The 15,593-nt window shown below is 68.0% G+C and carries 17 protein-coding genes; 8 read left to right on the plus strand and 9 right to left on the minus strand.

Translation table 11 applies throughout. From position 1 onward, the window contains the following. Positions 1-193 precede the first annotated feature (193 nt). Positions 194-1,003 (minus strand): Fpg/Nei family DNA glycosylase, encoded by an 810-nt coding sequence (locus ACZ7KI_RS15535; protein WP_470273788.1) that lies wholly within the window; start codon positions 1,001-1,003, stop codon positions 194-196. A gap of 1 nt (position 1,004) precedes the next feature. Further along, entirely contained in the window at positions 1,005-1,478 is a 474-nt protein-coding gene (locus ACZ7KI_RS15540) for a ribose-5-phosphate isomerase (RefSeq protein ID WP_465464641.1), read from the minus strand. Between the two features lie 45 nt (positions 1,479-1,523). Here ACZ7KI_RS15540 and ACZ7KI_RS15545 point away from each other — a divergent pair, with 45 nt between their 5' ends. Both ACZ7KI_RS15545 and ACZ7KI_RS15550 read left to right on the plus strand, forming a co-directional pair. Continuing rightward, the gene (locus tag ACZ7KI_RS15545) at positions 1,524-2,267 is read left to right on the plus strand and encodes a 2-phosphosulfolactate phosphatase (RefSeq protein ID WP_470273789.1); all 744 of its coding nucleotides are present in this window, start codon (positions 1,524-1,526) and stop codon (positions 2,265-2,267) included. Continuing rightward, positions 2,264-3,067, plus strand: coding sequence for an MBL fold metallo-hydrolase (locus ACZ7KI_RS15550; protein WP_470273790.1), 804 nt, complete (start codon positions 2,264-2,266; stop codon positions 3,065-3,067). Before ACZ7KI_RS15545 ends, ACZ7KI_RS15550 begins: the two co-directional genes overlap by 4 nt. Here the strand turns inward: ACZ7KI_RS15550 and ACZ7KI_RS15555 are convergent. Continuing rightward, the gene (locus ACZ7KI_RS15555; RefSeq protein ID WP_470273791.1) at positions 3,064-3,684 is read right to left on the minus strand and encodes a mycothiol-dependent nitroreductase Rv2466c family protein; all 621 of its coding nucleotides are present in this window, start codon (positions 3,682-3,684) and stop codon (positions 3,064-3,066) included. The genes ACZ7KI_RS15550 and ACZ7KI_RS15555 overlap by 4 nt on opposite strands. A gap of 165 nt (positions 3,685-3,849) precedes the next feature. Between ACZ7KI_RS15555 and pepN the strand changes: the two genes are divergently transcribed. Next, positions 3,850-6,423, plus strand: a complete 2,574-nt coding sequence (pepN, locus tag ACZ7KI_RS15560; protein WP_470273792.1) for an aminopeptidase N — start codon at positions 3,850-3,852, stop codon at positions 6,421-6,423. Positions 6,424-6,526: 103 nt separating this feature from the next. On the opposite strand, the gene ACZ7KI_RS15565 is transcribed toward pepN, so the two are convergent. Together ACZ7KI_RS15565 and ctaJ are read right to left on the minus strand one after the other, a co-directional pair. Then, on the minus strand, positions 6,527-7,009 hold the full coding sequence (locus ACZ7KI_RS15565; RefSeq protein ID WP_470273793.1) for a DUF5130 family protein: 483 nt from the start codon (positions 7,007-7,009) through the stop codon (positions 6,527-6,529). Then, complete coding sequence (gene ctaJ, locus ACZ7KI_RS15570; RefSeq protein ID WP_465506566.1) at positions 6,996-7,259, minus strand: aa3-type cytochrome oxidase subunit CtaJ; 264 nt, start codon at positions 7,257-7,259, stop codon at positions 6,996-6,998. Before ctaJ ends, ACZ7KI_RS15565 begins: the two co-directional genes overlap by 14 nt. A gap of 300 nt (positions 7,260-7,559) precedes the next feature. Between ctaJ and ACZ7KI_RS15575 the strand changes: the two genes are divergently transcribed. Then, positions 7,560-7,931, plus strand: a complete 372-nt coding sequence (locus ACZ7KI_RS15575; protein WP_470273794.1) for a hypothetical protein — start codon at positions 7,560-7,562, stop codon at positions 7,929-7,931. 125 nt (positions 7,932-8,056) lie between these two features. On the opposite strand, the gene ACZ7KI_RS15580 is transcribed toward ACZ7KI_RS15575, so the two are convergent. Further along, entirely contained in the window at positions 8,057-8,551 is a 495-nt protein-coding gene (locus ACZ7KI_RS15580; RefSeq protein WP_470273795.1) for an HNH endonuclease, read from the minus strand. 422 nt (positions 8,552-8,973) lie between these two features. Here ACZ7KI_RS15580 and ACZ7KI_RS15585 point away from each other — a divergent pair, with 422 nt between their 5' ends. The 3 genes from ACZ7KI_RS15585 to ACZ7KI_RS15595 are packed head-to-tail and all read left to right on the plus strand — an operon-like array spanning position 8,974 to position 11,920. Further along, on the plus strand, positions 8,974-9,951 hold the full coding sequence (locus tag ACZ7KI_RS15585; RefSeq protein WP_470273796.1) for a mechanosensitive ion channel family protein: 978 nt from the start codon (positions 8,974-8,976) through the stop codon (positions 9,949-9,951). Positions 9,952-9,971: 20 nt separating this feature from the next. Next, a complete protein-coding gene (locus ACZ7KI_RS15590; RefSeq protein WP_465464631.1) occupies positions 9,972-10,367 on the plus strand; it encodes a globin in 396 nt (131 codons plus the stop codon). Beyond that, positions 10,367-11,920: a glycoside hydrolase family 13 protein gene (locus ACZ7KI_RS15595; RefSeq protein ID WP_470273797.1), complete on the plus strand. Its 1,554-nt coding sequence runs from the start codon at positions 10,367-10,369 to the stop codon at positions 11,918-11,920. Before ACZ7KI_RS15590 ends, ACZ7KI_RS15595 begins: the two co-directional genes overlap by 1 nt. Before the next feature lie 32 nt (positions 11,921-11,952). Here ACZ7KI_RS15595 and ACZ7KI_RS15600 read toward each other — a convergent pair whose 3' ends face one another. Then, positions 11,953-12,888, minus strand: a complete 936-nt coding sequence (locus ACZ7KI_RS15600) for a hypothetical protein (protein WP_470273798.1) — start codon at positions 12,886-12,888, stop codon at positions 11,953-11,955. Positions 12,889-13,016: 128 nt separating this feature from the next. After that, entirely contained in the window at positions 13,017-14,465 is a 1,449-nt protein-coding gene (locus ACZ7KI_RS15605) for an LVIVD repeat-containing protein (RefSeq protein WP_470273799.1), read from the minus strand. Positions 14,466-14,552: 87 nt separating this feature from the next. Here ACZ7KI_RS15605 and ACZ7KI_RS15610 point away from each other — a divergent pair, with 87 nt between their 5' ends. Continuing rightward, on the plus strand, positions 14,553-15,194 hold the full coding sequence (locus ACZ7KI_RS15610; protein ID WP_470273800.1) for a DUF305 domain-containing protein: 642 nt from the start codon (positions 14,553-14,555) through the stop codon (positions 15,192-15,194). Between the two features lie 77 nt (positions 15,195-15,271). Here the strand turns inward: ACZ7KI_RS15610 and ACZ7KI_RS15615 are convergent, their stop codons facing one another. Next, positions 15,272-15,565, minus strand: a complete 294-nt coding sequence (locus ACZ7KI_RS15615; protein WP_465506559.1) for a hypothetical protein — start codon at positions 15,563-15,565, stop codon at positions 15,272-15,274. Positions 15,566-15,593 lie beyond the last annotated feature (28 nt).

Consider the following 15,593-nt stretch of genomic DNA (forward strand, 5'->3'; position numbering starts at 1 on the left):
AACGGAGGACCCGGGAGAGGCTTCCTAAGGGCCAAAAAAGGCCGAAAAAATCCAAAAAACAAACACCAAGAGGGGCGGTGGGGGGCTCCCTCCTTCTTGGGGGGGGGGGGGGGGGGGGCCCCCCCCCCCCGCTCCCCAGTACAGGATGGCGAGCCAGTACACGAGTAGGTACCTAAGAGAGGTGCGCGGCGCGTCAAGCAGGCTGACAGGTGGGGCACCAGAAGAGGTTCCGCGCGGCCAGGTCGCTGCGCAGCACCGGCGTCCCGCAGACCAGGCACGGCAGCCCTTCGCGGCGGTAGACGTAGACCTCTCCCCCGTGCCGGTCCTGTCGCGGCGCGCGGCCGGTCACCTCGGGCAGATGCTCCGGCGCGACCGTGTCGATCCGTCCCACCCGGACACCGTGCCGCATGAGCGTCACGAGATCCGCCCACAGGTCGTCCCACAGCCCGCGATCGAGCGCGCGGCCGGGCAGGAGCGGGGCGACACCGTGCCGGAACAACACTTCGGCGCGGTAGACGTTGCCGACCCCGGCCAGCACCGACTGGTCCATCAGCAACGCCGCGATCGACGTCTTGGACCGCGAGATCCGCTCCCACGCCTTGTCCGGCTTCGCGTCACGACGCAGCGGATCCGGGCCAAGCCGGGCCTTGATCGCGTCGACCTGGGGCGTGTCGAGCAGTTCGCACCGGGTCGGGCCGCGCAGGTCGGCGGAATGCGTCGGGCCGACCAGGCGCATCCGCACCTGTCCCACCGGCTCCGAAACCGGCAAGGCGTCGTCGGAAAACGTGCCGTAGAGGCCGAGGTGGACGTGCACCGTCCCGTGTGGACCGTAGTCGTGGAACAGGTGCTTCCCGTACGCCTCGGCCTTCACCAGCACCCGGCCGTCCAAACGGGACGCTTCAGCGGCGAACCGTCCCTGCGGGCTGCTCACTTCGACCGGGTGACCGGCGAAACGGCGTTTGTGCAGACGGGCGAGGCGATGGAGCGTGTGCCCCTCGGGCATGTCAGTGCTCGGGCAGCGGCGGCGGCCAGCCGGTGTTCTCGTAGTCGACGATCTGCTGGACCCGGCGGCCGTGGCGCTCGTCCGGGCTCGGCGGGGTCGCGAGGAACGCCTCGACGATCTCGGTGGCCTCTTCGGCGGTGTGCATCCGCGCCCCGACGCCGATCAGCTGGGCGTGGTTGTGCTCGCGGGTGAGCTTCGCGGTCTCGACGCTCCACGCGAGACCGGCGCGGGCGCCCTTCACCTTGTTGGCCGCGATCTGCTCGCCGTTGCCGGAACCGCCGACGACGATGCCGAGGCTGCCCTCGTCCGCGACGACCCGGCGGGCCGCCTCGATGCAGAAGGCCGGGTAGTCGTCCGCCGCGTCGTAGACGAAGGGACCGACGTCCTCGACGTCGTGACCCTGCTCCTTGAGGTGGGCCACGAGGTGGTTCTTCAGTTCGAAACCGGCATGGTCAGAGCCAAGGTAAACACGCACGGTGCGGAGTCTGCCATCACCACGAGCCTCGGGCATGCTCTGGGGGTGGACATCTGGGGCCAGCGGGAATCCGACATCAGACTCGAATGGGGTCCCGAAGGCGTCGGCGCCCTCGGCGGGACTTGTGCCGTCCTGATCATCGTCGACGTGCTTTCCTTTTCCACCACAACGAATCTCGTGATCGGCAACGGCGGACGGGTACGGCCGGTCCGCTGGCGCGATCACCGTGCCGAGGAAGAAGCGAAGGCCGCCGGAGCCATCCTGGCGGGTGAAGGCGAGTGGACCCTGCGACCTTCGTCTGTGACGGAAATCCCTTCCGGCACCCTCCTCGCACTCCCGTCGCCCAACGGCGCCACGCTCTGCGCCGCCGCGGCCACGACCGGAGCCGACGTCTTGGCGGGCTGCCTGCGCAACGCCTCCGCCGTCGCCGCGCGTGCGGCCGAACTCGCGGACGGCCGCCCGATCGGCGTCATCCCGGCGGGGGAACGCTGGGGCATCGACGTACTCAGCGACGAGGGCGCGTTCGGACCGCTGCGGCCTTGTGTGGAAGACCAGCTCGGCGCGGGCACGGTCGTGGCCGCACTACGCCACTACGGCCGCATGTCCGCCGAAGCCCGCCTCGCGGCCGTCGCCGCCGAAGCGACCGACATCCCCCAAGCACTGGCAGAGTGCTCCTCGGGGAGAGAACTCGCCGCGGCCGGGCACGGGAACGACGTCACCCTCGCCGCACGACTCGATACGAGCAGCACGGTTCCGGTGCTGCGCAACGGAATTCTGGAGGACCTGTGACTTGGCTCGAACTCGCGGACGGCGTGTACGCCCGCCGCTACGAGGAGCTGGACCTGACGGTCGGACTGGTCGTCGGGAGCGAACGCTGCCTGGTCGTCGACGTCCGGGGTGACGTCGACCAGGGCGCCGAACTCGCCGCGGCGGTGCGGGAGATCACCCCGCTGCCGTGGTCGGTCGTCTACACCCACGCGCATTTCGACCACGCCTTCGGCACCACGCCGTTCCTGCCGTGCGATGTCTGGGCGCACGAAGCATGCCTGACCGAGCTGACCACTTACGGTGAGGGCGCCCGGAAAAAGTGGATGGAGCACTACCTCAAGGAAAACCGGCCCGAAATGGCCAAGGCGCTGGAACGCACCGAGCTCACCATGCCGGACCGGCTGATCACCGACACCGCCGAGATCGATCTGGGCGGTCGCGAGGTCGTGCTGCGGTTCCTCGGCCACGCCCACACCGACCACGATCTGTTCGTGCACGTGCCCGACGCCGGCGTCCTCTACGCGGGCGACGCCGTCGAGAACGCCGAAGCAGGCTTCAGCGCGTTCTCCTTCAACGACGGCAGCTCGCTGCCCGGTTGGACGGACGTGATGGACGCGATCCTCGCGCTGGACCCGAAGATCATCGTCGCCGGGCACGGAGACCCGGTCGACACCGCGTTCATCGCGAAGCATCGCGATGGGCTGCGCGAACTCGTCGCACTCAAAACACGGATCAAGGCAGGAGACCTCACGACGGACGAAGCCGTCGCGAAGTCCCCTTACCCCGACGATGTCACCAAGGCCGCGCTGGAGACCCCTTAATCGAAGTTCAGGTCCCCGGTCCGGGTGCGCTTCAGCTCGAAGAAGTCCGGGTAGCTCGCGAGCGCGCGGGCACCGTCGAAGATCTTGACGGCGTCCTCGCCACGCGGGATCGAGCTGAGCACGGGGCCGAAGAAGGCGACGCCGTCGATGTGGATGGTCGGGGTGCCGACGTCCATTCCGACGGGGTTCATACCTTCGTAGTGACTCTTTTTCAGCGCCTCGTCGTACTCGGTCGACTCCGCGGCCTCGGCCAGTTCGGCCGGGGCGCCGATGGCTTCGAGGGTCTCCTTGATCACCTGCGGGATGTCCTTGTTGCCCTGATTGTGGTGGCGCGTGCCGAATTCGGTGTAGAAGTCGCGCAGGGCCTCCTCGCCGTTCTTCTGCGCGAGCGCCGTCGCGACACGGACCGGGCCCCAGCCCTTGCTCAGCAGCTCCTTGTACTGCTCAGGCAGGTCTTCGCGACCGCTGTTGAGCTCGGAAAGGCTCATGATCCGGAAGCGCAGATCGAGCGAGCGGTGCTTTTCCACTTCGAGGATCCAGCGCGAGCTGATCCAGGCGAAGGGACAGATCGGGTCGAAGTAGAAGTCGACCTTGGTCGTCTCGGACGGGGCGGTCATCAAGTTCTCCCAATGCCATCGTCTGGTGGAGCGGTGCCTACAGAGTGCTACACAGCGAGCCAACATCGCGGCCGTCGGTGTTGTTCCCGTCGTCAGCACCGCCCTCGACATGATTGGATGCCTGTAGTTGGAAACCAAAACCGATACCGATGACCAGAGGTGCCAGTGCCCGCCCCCAACCTGACACGAGACCAAGCCAAGCTGCGCGCGGATCTGCTCGACGTCGAGTCCTACGACATCGAGCTGGATCTGACCGACGGCCGCGGCGGTCCCGGTGAGAAGACCTTCACGTCGAAGACGACGATCAAGTTCGCGAGCGCCAGAAGCGGCGAAGCGTCGTGGGTCGACATCGTCGCCGAGGGGATCGAGTCCGCCGTCCTCAACGGGACGGAGCTCGACGTCAGCGGGTACGTCGAGGACAAGGGCGTCGAGCTGCCGTCGCTCGCCGAGTCCAACGAACTCGTCGTGGACGCGGTCTGCCGGTACATGAACACCGGCGAGGGCCTGCACCGGTTCGTCGACCCGGTGGACGACGGCGTCTACCTCTACACGCAGTTCGAGACCGCCGACGCCAAGCGCATGTTCGCCTGCTTCGACCAGCCCGACCTCAAGTCGGTCTACCGGCTCACCGTGCTCGCGCCGAAGGACTGGAAGGTCATTTCGAACGCGCTGGTCGAGTCGACGGAAGAGACCCCGGAGGGTGCCGTCCGCACCGTTTTCGCCGTGTCCGAGCGGATCTCGACCTACCTGGTCGCCCTCATCGCGGGCCCGTACAGCGAGTGGCGCGACGAGTACTCCGACGAGCACCGCACGATCCCGCTGGGCATCTACTGCCGCGCTTCGCTCGCCGAGCACATGGACGCGGACAAGCTGTTCACCGAGACCAAGCAGGGTTTCGCCTTCTACCACGACAAGTTCGCCACCCCGTACCCGTTCTCCAAGTACGACCAGCTGTTCGTGCCGGAGTTCAACGCGGGCGCGATGGAGAACGCGGGCGCCGTCACCTTCCTCGAGGACTACGTCTTCCGCAGCCGTGTCACGCGCTACGCCTACGAGCGCCGCGCCGAGACGCTGCTGCACGAGATGGCGCACATGTGGTTCGGCGACCTGGTCACCATGCGCTGGTGGGACGACCTGTGGCTGAACGAGTCGTTCGCGACCTTCGCGAGCGTGCTCGCGCAGGCCGAGGCGACCGAGTACAAGAACGCGTGGACCAGCTTCGCGAACATCGAGAAGTCGTGGGCGTACCGGCAGGACCAGCTGCCCTCGACCCATCCGATCGCCGCGGACATCGTCGATCTGCACGCGGTCGAGGTGAACTTCGACGGCATCACCTACGCCAAGGGCGCGAGCGTGCTCAAGCAGCTCGTCGCCTACGTCGGGCTCGACCACTTCCTCGAAGGCCTGAAGGTCTACTTCGGCAAGCACGCCTGGGGCAACGCGACCCTGGCGGATCTGCTGGGCGCGCTGGAAGAGGCGTCGGGCCGCGACCTGTCGTGGTGGAGCGCGCAGTGGCTGGAGACCACCGGTCTCAACTCGCTGAGCCCGCGCTACGAGGTCGGCGCGGACGGCACGTACACCTCGTTCGCGGTCACCCAGACCGGCGCCAAGCCGGGTGCCGGTGAGCTGCGGACGCACCGCGTCGCGGTCGGCGTCTACGACGAGGACGAAAACGGCAAGATCGTCCGCAAGCACCGCGTCGAACTCGACGTCGACGGCGAACGCACCGACGTGCCGGAGCTGGTCGGTCTCCCGGCGGGCAAGCTCGTGCTGGTCAACGACGACGACCTGACCTACTGCACGATGCGGCTCGACCCGGCGTCGCTGACCACGCTGATCGACCGCATCGCCGACATCACCGACCCGCTGCCCCGCACGCTGTGCTGGTCGGCGGCCTGGGAGATGACGCGGGAGGCCGAGCTCAAGGCCCGCGACTTCGTCACGCTGGTCCAGCGCGGCGTGCACACCGAGACCGAGGTCGGCGTGGTGCAGCGGCTGCTGCTCCAGGCGCAGACGGCGCTGAACTCGTACGCGAACCCGGCGTGGGCGGCGGACAAGGGCTGGCCGGAGTTCTCCGGACGGCTGCTGGAACTGGCGCAGGGCGCCGAAGCCGGTTCGGACCACCAGCTCGCGTTCGTGAACTCGCTCGCCGGATGCGTGCTCGACGAGAAGACGCTGGCGATCATCGCGGGCTGGCTCGACGGCACGGCTCCGCTGGAGGGCCTGACCGTCGACACCGACCTGCGCTGGCGGCTGCTGCAGGCGCTGGTCGCGCACGGCAAGGCGGAGAACGCCGAGATCGACGCGGAACTTGCCAAGGACGACACCGCCGCCGGGCGGCGGCAGGCGGAGCGCTCGCGGGCGCTCCGGCCGACCAGCGACGCGAAGGCCGACGCGTGGCAGCGGGCGGTGTACGACGACGAGCTGCCCAACGCGGTCAGCGACTCGCTGATCACCGGCTTCTCCCACCCTGGTCAGAAGCATCTGCTCGGCGACTACGTGACGCGCTACTTCGACGTCATCGACGAGGTGTGGCAGCGGCGCTCCAGCGAGCGGGCGCAGCCGACCGTGGTCGGGCTGTACCCGTCGTGGGCGGTCGAGCCGTCGACCGTGGCGGCGTCGGACACGTGGCTGGCCGGGGAGCGCCCGGCGGCACTGCGCCGTCTCGTTTCGGAAGGCCGGGCCGGGATCGTCCGCGCGCTGGCCGCCCGTGAGTTCGACTCGCAGGCCGACGCGTAGTCCGGTGACGCCCTTGGTCCCGTAACGCAATGAAAGGTCCTTTCCTTGCAAATTTTGCAAGGAAAGGACCTTTCATGGCACTCGGAAGTGCTTGAAGCGAGCGTCAGTGCTGAGGTGAGCCGGCCTGGTCGCTCAGCATGCGCAGGGCGTTCACGAGACCGCCGATGAGGTCGCCTTCCTTGAAGGAGGCCACCATGCTGGCCACGGCGAGCTTCGCGCCGCGATCGGGCAGGCGGTACCGGGCCTGCGAGCCCGTCACGATCTCGATGGCACGCTGACCGGGCGACACGGCGACGACCACGGAGTCGGCCGGGTTGTCGGTCGAGGCCAGCAGGCCTTCGGCGGCCGCGCGGGTGTCGTCGCCGAGTTCACCGAGGTACACACTGAAGTCGAGGCCGGTCTCGCGGCTGGCCAGCGTGAGCGCCTCGTCCAGCCGGGCAAGCTGCTGGGTCGAGAATGGGCTGATCGGCCCAGCCGGTTCGTACATCTTGGCGGCGGAAATCCGGCCGCTCGAGGTAACGGCGGCGCCGTAACCGGGCTCTTCGTCAACAGCTGCGGACGCGTGGGTCAGTTCACCAGTTGCCACGAGCGCCTCCCGTCACCGAAGTTCCGTCCGTCGCACCGACGGCGGTCGCACCGCCAACGTTCGCGTGCGAATGCCTGGCGCCGACACCCTCGGGGTTGGCGCTCCACCACATGGCCGGGTACTCCCACGGCTGCCCCGGCCGGTACCGGGCGTTGCCCGCGCCCTTCGACCGCAGCGTGGCCACCCCGCAAAGCGCGTAGATGGCCAGGGGGATCACCGCGAAGACCAGGATCGTCTCGACAAGGTTCACGCGCGTGAGCGTATCCGACCCGGGTACGGAACGCCGTGCCGCACCCGGTCCCGTGACATGGTCCGTGCCACCTACCGCTCGCCGTCCGCGAGGGGCCGTCCGCCGCTTGCCGCGAAAGCGCTCCCACGTTGGGCCGAAGCCCTCAAGGCCGAAAGGTTGCAACTCAACGTACGGGCGGCCGCACCCGGCGCTGTCGTCTTGTCGTGGCCTTGAAATCCTCGTAGCTTTTTCACCTGTACGGGCCTTGCGCCCAGCTCCCCCACCCCAGCAGGTAACGCACCGGTCGCAGGAGGACTTGTCATGCAGAGCACCCAGACACCCGGCCAGGCGATCATCGACGACATTTCGTCACTCTTCGAAACTGAATTCTTCACCGGCACGCGTGTGACGGCGGGCACACGGGTTACGCGGGGTACTCGTGTCACTCGCGGTACCCGGGTCACCGCCGGCACCCGCGTCACCCGTGGCACCCGGGTGACCCGTGGCACCCGGGTGACCCGTGGCACCCGCGTCACCGCCGGCACTCGCGTCACCTGCGGAACCCGCGTCACCCGTAGCACGCGCGTCACTCGCGGAACCCGCGTCACGGCAGGCACCCGCGTCACTCGCGGCGCCCGGGTGACCCGCGGCACCCGCGTCACCTGCCAGAACGACTTCTCGCTGGCCGCCTGAGCCCGGGCACGACCGGTCAAGCAGGGGACGGCGTACTCGTAACAAGTTTCACCACGGCATCATCGGCTCGCCCCGGCCGCCGAAAGGCAGCCGGGGCGCCGACGTGTTCAGCTTCAGAACCGAAGTCAGGCCGCGGTTCCCAGGTACGGCCGCCACAGCGGGTCGGCCTCCTTGGAATGGGCGAGCAGCCGCCAATGCGGCCCGTGCGGGGCCCTCGGCACGACGCGCAGCCGCCAGCCGATCTCGGACAGCAGCTTGTCCGCCTTCCGATGGTTGCACTTGGCGCAGCAGGCCACGCAGTTCGTCCAGGTGTGGGGACCACCACGGCTGCGTGGGACGACGTGGTCGATCGTCTCGGCCCGTCCCCCGCAGTAGGCGCAGCGGTACCGGTCGCGGTGCATCAGCCCGGCCCGGGTCAGCGGCACCTGCGCACGGTAGGGCACGCGTACGTAGGTACTCAGCCGGATCACCGAAGGCACGGGCAGCGAGACCGAAGCGGCGTGCAGTTCGAGCCCTCCCGGGTCTCCGTGCACCACCTCGGCCTTGCCGCACATCACCAGGACCACCGCGCGCCGCAACGGCAGCGCCGTGAGCGGCTCGAACGTGGCATTCAACAGCAATACCCGTCTGCGACCCCACGAAGTCGTCGTGGGTGCCGCCGTAGTCGACGGATCCCGCCCTCTACGCTGTCCGGGCGGGCGGGCAACACCCCCTGGCCGGGTTCCCGGCCCGCCCGGTGGCGCCCCGTGCGAGGGGGCACCTCCCGGATGAGCGCGCAACACGACCTCCGGCGCCTGTCCGGCCAAGGCTTGGCTCGGGACGCCGAGGGGGATGGGTTGTCGGTCTGGCACTCGACCACCTCCACCGGTGCAGGCATAGTCGACCACAGATCAGCCCCAAAGTGCACGTGTGTTACAAGACGTGTCACATGCGCGCGACCCCGCGTCCACCTGAAGTCGGGTGTTTTCGAATCCGCGGGGGCTCCTGCCGCGCCCAGCAGCGCGAACGGTCCCCGCCGAGCTGGAAAGGACATTTCTTCTCCGTGAACCTGCTCCCCACCGAACCACCGGCCTGCGTCAAGGACGCCAGCACCTTCTGCGGCCAGGTGTTCCAGGTCACAAACAACGAATGGCTCTCCGCGTCGGCCGGCTGGCTGCTGACGAAGCCGATCAAGATCCTGCTGATCATGGCCGTGGCGTTCCTGCTGCGGTACCTGGTCCGGCGCCTGATCAACCGCGTGACGCGGATGCCGGGCGGCTCCAAGAAACTGCCCACCCTGTTGAGACCGCTGCGGGAAAAGGCTCCCGAAGTGCTCGGGTCGGCGGTCATGGAACGACGCCGTCAGCGCGCCGCCACGATCGGCTCGGTACTCAAGTCGATGGCGACGTTCTTCATCTACGGCCTCGCGTTCATCCTCGTGCTGGGCGAACTGGGCATCGACCTGGCGCCGATCATCGCCTCCGCCGGCATCGTCGGTGTCGCGCTCGGTTTCGGCGCGCAGAACCTCGTCAAGGACTTCCTCTCCGGCATCTTCATGATGATCGAGGACCAGTACGGCGTCGGTGACGTCGTCGACGTCGGAGAGGCGTCCGGCACCGTCGAGGCCGTCGGCCTCCGGATCACCACCCTGCGTGACATCAACGGCACCGTCTGGTACGTCCGCAACGGCGAGGTGCTGCGGGTCGGCAACTCGAGCCAGGGCTTCGCGGTGGCCGTCGTCGACGTCCCGCTCAGCTACTCGGTCGACGTCGAGAAGGCCACCGAGCTGATGGCCGAGAAGTCGAAGGCCCTCCTGGAGAACGAGGCACTGGCACCCCACGTACTGGAGCCGCCCGAGATGCTCGGTGTGGAGTCCGTGACGCCGGAAGGCATCAAGGTCCGGCTGACGGTGAAGGTCCGGCCCGGCAAGCAGTGGTCCGTGCAGCGCGCGCTGCGGGCGCACCTGCTCGCCGCGCTCGACGAAGCGGGCTTCGAACCACCTCTGGGGCGCTTTATGTCGACCAGCCCCGCCGCCCAGTAGGACAAGGGCAGAATGGAAGTGTGTCCGTGAGCGAACCAGACCCCACGACCTTGTACGAGGCGATCGGCGGTGAACCGGTCTTCACCCGGATCGTCGCGCGGTTCTACGCCGAGGTGGCGGTCGACGAAGTCCTTCGCCCGCTGTACCCCGAGGAGGACCTCGGGCCGGCGGAGGAACGCTTCCGGCTGTTCCTCATGCAGTACTGGGGTGGCCCGCACACCTACTCCGATCAGCGCGGCCACCCTCGGCTGCGGATGCGGCACGCGCCGTTCAAGATCGGCCCGATCGAACGCGACGCCTGGCTGCGCTGCATCAAGATCGCGGTCGACGAGGAGCACATCGAAGAGCCGTACCGCAGTCAGCTGTGGGCGTACCTGGAGATGGCCGCCAACAGCATGATGAACAGTTTCGTCTGATGGGGCGCGACGTGGCTTGGTGGGACCAGGCGGTCTTCTACCAGGTCTACGTGCGCTCGTTCGCCGATTCCGACGGGGACGGCGTCGGTGACCTCGAAGGCATCCGCGGCAAGCTCGGGTACCTGGAGCTGCTCGGGGTCGACGCGCTGTGGCTGACACCGTTCTACCGCTCGCCCATGGCCGACCACGGGTACGACATCGCCGATCCGCGCGATGTCGACCCGATGTTCGGCACCCTCGGCGATTTCGACGTCCTGCTGACCGAGGCGCACAAACGCGGCATCAAGGTCACCATCGACGTCGTCCCCAACCACACCAGCAACACCCACGCCTGGTTCAAATCGGCGATGGCGGCGCCGCCGGGAAGCCCGGAACGGGATCGCTACATCTTCCGTGACGGGCTCGGCCCGCGCGGCGACGAGCCGCCGAACAACTGGGTCAGCGCGTTCGGCGGCCCGGCGTGGACCAGGGTCCCGGACGGCCAGTGGTACCTGCACCTGTTCTCGCCACAGCAGCCGGATCTGAACTGGACCAACCACGAGGTCGCCGCCGATCTGGAGCGCACCCTGCGGTTCTGGCTGGACCACGGGGTGGACGGCTTCCGCATCGACGTCGCGCACGGCATGGCGAAACCGCCGGGCCTGCCGGACATGGACCCGCGGGTTAACCCGATCGGGCAGAGCGAGTTCTACGACCCAAGGTTCGACAACGACCGGGTTCACGAGATCCACCAGATGATCCGCAAGGTCCTCGACGAGTACCCGGACGCGATGGCCGTCGGCGAGATCTGGGTGACCGACGAGGAACGCCTCGCGCGTTATCTGCGGCCGGACGAACTGCATCTGGCGTTCAACTTCCGGCTCGCGCTCACGCATTTCGACGCGGACGCGCTGCGGACGGCCATCGAACGGTCCCTGGCGGTACCGAAGGCCGCCGGGGCCTCCGCCACCTGGACGCTGAGCAACCACGACGTCTGGCGGCAGGTCAGCCGGTACGGCGGGGGTGAGCGGGGCGTGCGGCGGGCGCGGGCGATGGCGCTGGTCGAACTCGCGCTGCCCGGAACGGTCTATCTGTACAACGGCGAGGAACTGGGCCTCGGCAACGTCGACCTCCCGCCCGAGGCGCTCGCCGACCCGCGCGCCAAAACCGCCGGCGCCGAATTCGGCCGCGACGCGGCGCGGGTGCCGCTGCCGTGGGAAGGCGACCGTCCGCCGTTCGGTTTCTCGCGCAATCCGCGCACCTGGCTACCGATGCCCGGTTCCTGGGCGTCGGTGACCGTGGAGGCGCAACTGGAGGATCCCGCGTCGACGCTGTCGCTGTACCGGCGGGCGATCGAGCTCCGCAAGTCACATCGGGCTTTCCGCGGCGACGACCTCGAGTGGTACGGCGCCCCGGCCGGCTGTTTCGCGTTCCGGCGGCGCGGCGGCGGGCTGGTCTGCGCGCTGAACACGTCCGCGAGCCCGATCGCGTTGCCACCGGGCGAGGTGTTGCTCTCCAGCGTGCCGCTGGTGGACGGAAAACTGCCTCCGGACGCGGCCGCCTGGCTCGTCTGACCTCTTTCGGGAGCTCAGACGAGCCGAGCGACTCAGTTCACGACGATGGAGTAATTGCGGCTGTTGATCGACAGGGCGCCGTCAGCGGTGCGGCTGAAGACCTGCATGGGGTAGAAACCCGACGCGGTGGGAGTGAAGATGAAGCTCGCCTTGCCGTCGGCCCCGGCCGGGACCACGGTCGGATTGCTCCACTCCTCGTTGAAGTAGTAGACGTACTCGACGACGCCCAGCGTACGAGGGGTCAGGGTGAAGACGCCGGCGATGCCGGGACCTCCGCTGCCCTGCAAGTCCGGGTAATCGGTGCTCGCCACCAGCGGAGCGTCCTGGGCCGTGTACAGCCAGCCGGCGGTGCCCGAGGTCAACCCCGCTCCGGTCGTGCTCCGCACGTACAGCTGGTGAGACCCCATGGCCGCCGTGACGACGTTCGCGGTCGCGGTGCCACCGGCCGAGGCCGCGACGGTGGTCTCCGGCCCGTTGTCGATCCGGTAGGTGTAGGACACGACATCGGCGATGCCGGGGCTGAAGCGGAACTCGGCGGGCACTCCGACCCCGGTTTCCCAGGGCCCGGAGATCCGGGGCTCCGTCGACTGCACGTAAAAGTGGTGGACGTGCTGCGGCGACCGGTTGCCCGCGCTGTCGACGCTCGCCACGTAGAGATCATTCGGGCCGGACGTCTGCGGGGTGTAGGAAACCGTCGCGGACCCGCCGGCGTGGTTCGCCGCCACGAAGGTGCCTGCCGGATCGGTGTTCCCGTAGTAGAACCCGACGACCGTGCTGTCGCCGTTGGCGTCGAAGGTGAACGAACCCGGCACTCCGGCGCCGGGGTGCCAGGCACCGTCGTCCGGGTACTCGGCCGAAGTCACGGTGGGCTCGGCGATCAGGGAAGTGGCGCTCGCCTGTGCCGGTGCGGCGCTCAGCGCCACCACCCCGACGGCCAGCAGCGCGGTGACTCTCTGACGAATTCTCATTTCGAAACCCCCAGGTGATTTTGCTGTCGAATTCAACTGAACACATTCCCGCAGGGGAACGGACGCCATGAAAGGTCCTTTCCTCGCAAATTCTGCGAGGAAAGGACCTTTCCTAGCGCGCTAGGAGCTCAGTTCATGCCCGGGTGCAGCTTGTACTGCGTCTGGGCGTTGAACTGGTTCTGCCGGACGAGCTTCGCCGGGAAGGTCCGCCAGTCGTTCAGTTCCAGGACGTCGAGGCCCTTCACGATGTCGGACGAGAAGATGTGGCCGTTGTACCAGTACGCCGACCACGTGCCGCCGCCGACGAGCTTCTCGTTCGAGAGCGGGCCGCGCTCCCAGTACGCGATCTCCTTCGGCTTCGCCGAGTCGGTGAAGTCCCACACCGAGACACCGCCCTGGTACCAGGACTGGACCATGATGTCCTTGCCCGGAACCGGGATCAGCGAGCCGTTGTGCGCCACGCAGTTCTCGGTCTCGGACTGGAGCCGCGGGATCTTGTAGTAGCTGCGGAACTCCAGCTTGCGGTTGTCGCCGCGGCCGGTGATCTCGTAGATGCCGTTGGCACCGCGGGTGGAGCCGAACTTCTCCAGGCAGGTCGCCATGCCACCGCCGCCGAGTTCGTCGGTGAAGACGACCTTGTTGGCTTCGTTATTGAAGGTGGCGCTGTGCCAGAACGCGAAGTTCACGTTGTCCTGGACACGGCTGAGGACCCGCGGCTTGAGGCGGTCGGAGATGTCGAACAGGACGCCGTCACCCATGCAGGCACCGGCCATCAGGTCCTTCTCCGGGAGCGCCGTGAGGTCGTGGCAACCAGTGGTCGCCGAGCGGCGGGTGCCGTCGGGGTTGTCGCCGCCGGCGTTGCCGCCGTCCGGGAACAGCACCGGGGTCGCGACGAGCGCGGCCTTCGCCGGGTCCTTGACCGGGACCTTGACGATCGAGATCTTGTCGTGCGGCGGCTGGCAGTCGGGCAGGTTCGCGGCCGGCGCGTACGACGAGACGTACACGTAGACGTTCTTGCCGCTCTTGTCCGGCACCATCGTGTTGGTGTGCGAACCGCAGTCGGTCTCGACCGCCGCGACGTACTTCGGCGCAGCGAGGTTCGAGATGTCGAAGATCTTGATGCCTTCCCACGCCGACTTCTCCGACGCGGGCTTCGCGACGCTGTTGCACGAGTTGTCGCTACGCGAGGAGTCGGTCGACAGGAAGAGCAGGTCACCGGAGATCGACACGTCGTTCTGCCCGCCGGGGCAGAGGACCTGGCTGACGATCTTCGGGCGGTAGGGGTTGCGGACGTCGAAGACGTTGAAGCCGTCGTACGTGCCGACGATCGCGTGTCCCTTGGTGAACGCGATGTCCGTTCCGGTCGAGTCCTTGGTGAACGGTCCCTGCTGCGGGACGTTCGCGATCGACCGGAGGTTGGGGCTGTGGACGATCTCGTCCACCCCCGGGATCGTGGTCGCCGACGGTTCGGCGATGACGGCCGGCGCGACGACCGCGCTGGAGGCCCCGAGGGCGGCGACTGCGGCCGCCGACACGAAGACCCTGGTCAAGCGGCGTTTCAGCCCAGGCTGCAGCACGATATGGCTCTCCTTCCACCCAGCTTTACGGGAACCTTATTCCTTATTTAGGCTCAGCAGATACCGACCAATGGAGGATCTCCCGGGATGAAAAAGAGTTTGACATCGGCGCTGGTGATCGCCGCGTTCCTCGTCTCGGGCTGCACCGGCTCCGACACCCCCGCCACGACGACGTCCAGCGCCCCGGTGATCGTCCCCGGAAAGCCGGGTGAGCAGGCGGGCACCGTCGCTCCCGGCCCGGTGAAGCGCGATCAGCCCAACCAGGCCGACGTCGACTACATCACCATGATGATCCCCCACCACCAGCAGGCGAAGGTGATGACCGACCTGGTGCCGGGCAAGACGGCGAACGAGCAGATCCGCGCGATCGCGGGCCGGATCTCGGTCGCCCAGGACGGTGAGATCACGATGATGAAGACGTGGCTCACCGATCGCGGCAAGCCGGTGCCCGGCGAGGGCCACGACGGGCACGGAGGCCACCACGATCACGCGCTCATGCCCGGGATGGCGACGGAGGAGCAGCTGGCCGATCTGCGGGCGGCCTCCGGCACGGCCTTCGAGAAGCTGTTCCTCGACCTGATGATCGCGCACCACCAGGGCGCCTTGACCATGGCCGAAGCCCAGCTCGGCAAGGGAGTGGAGATCAAGGCTCAGGAGATGGCGCAAGAGGTCATCACCGGCCAGTCCGCCGAGATCGAGCGCATGAAGGCGATGCGGGCGACGCTCTAGTCACCCCTGCGTTTCGTCCTCTGAATGCGGTAGTTGGCGACGCCAACTACCGCATTCAGAGGACGAAACGCGGGAGGTCAGGCGTCGCCGGACGAGCCCATGTCTCCGAAGCCGGAGTCCGAGCCGGAGTCGTCGAGGGTGCCCGAGACGATCCAGGTCGCCAGCGCGGCGGCCTGGACGTAGGGCGCCGCCTTCGCCGCGGCCCGTCCTGCCGATTTGGCCCGGCCCCATTTCTCCGGGCGTTCGGCGCGTTCCGGCGCCTCTTCACCCGGCGGCCGCTCGGTGCGCCACGGGGTCTCCTCCGGCCGGACCTCGGCGAGGAAGTCCGCGGTCGGGTCCTCCCCGTCCTTACCGGCGTCCTTGTCGCTCATGGGGACAGCCTGACACCGCGGGCGGCCC

This window comes from Amycolatopsis sp. NPDC039088 (genome assembly GCF_055598845.1).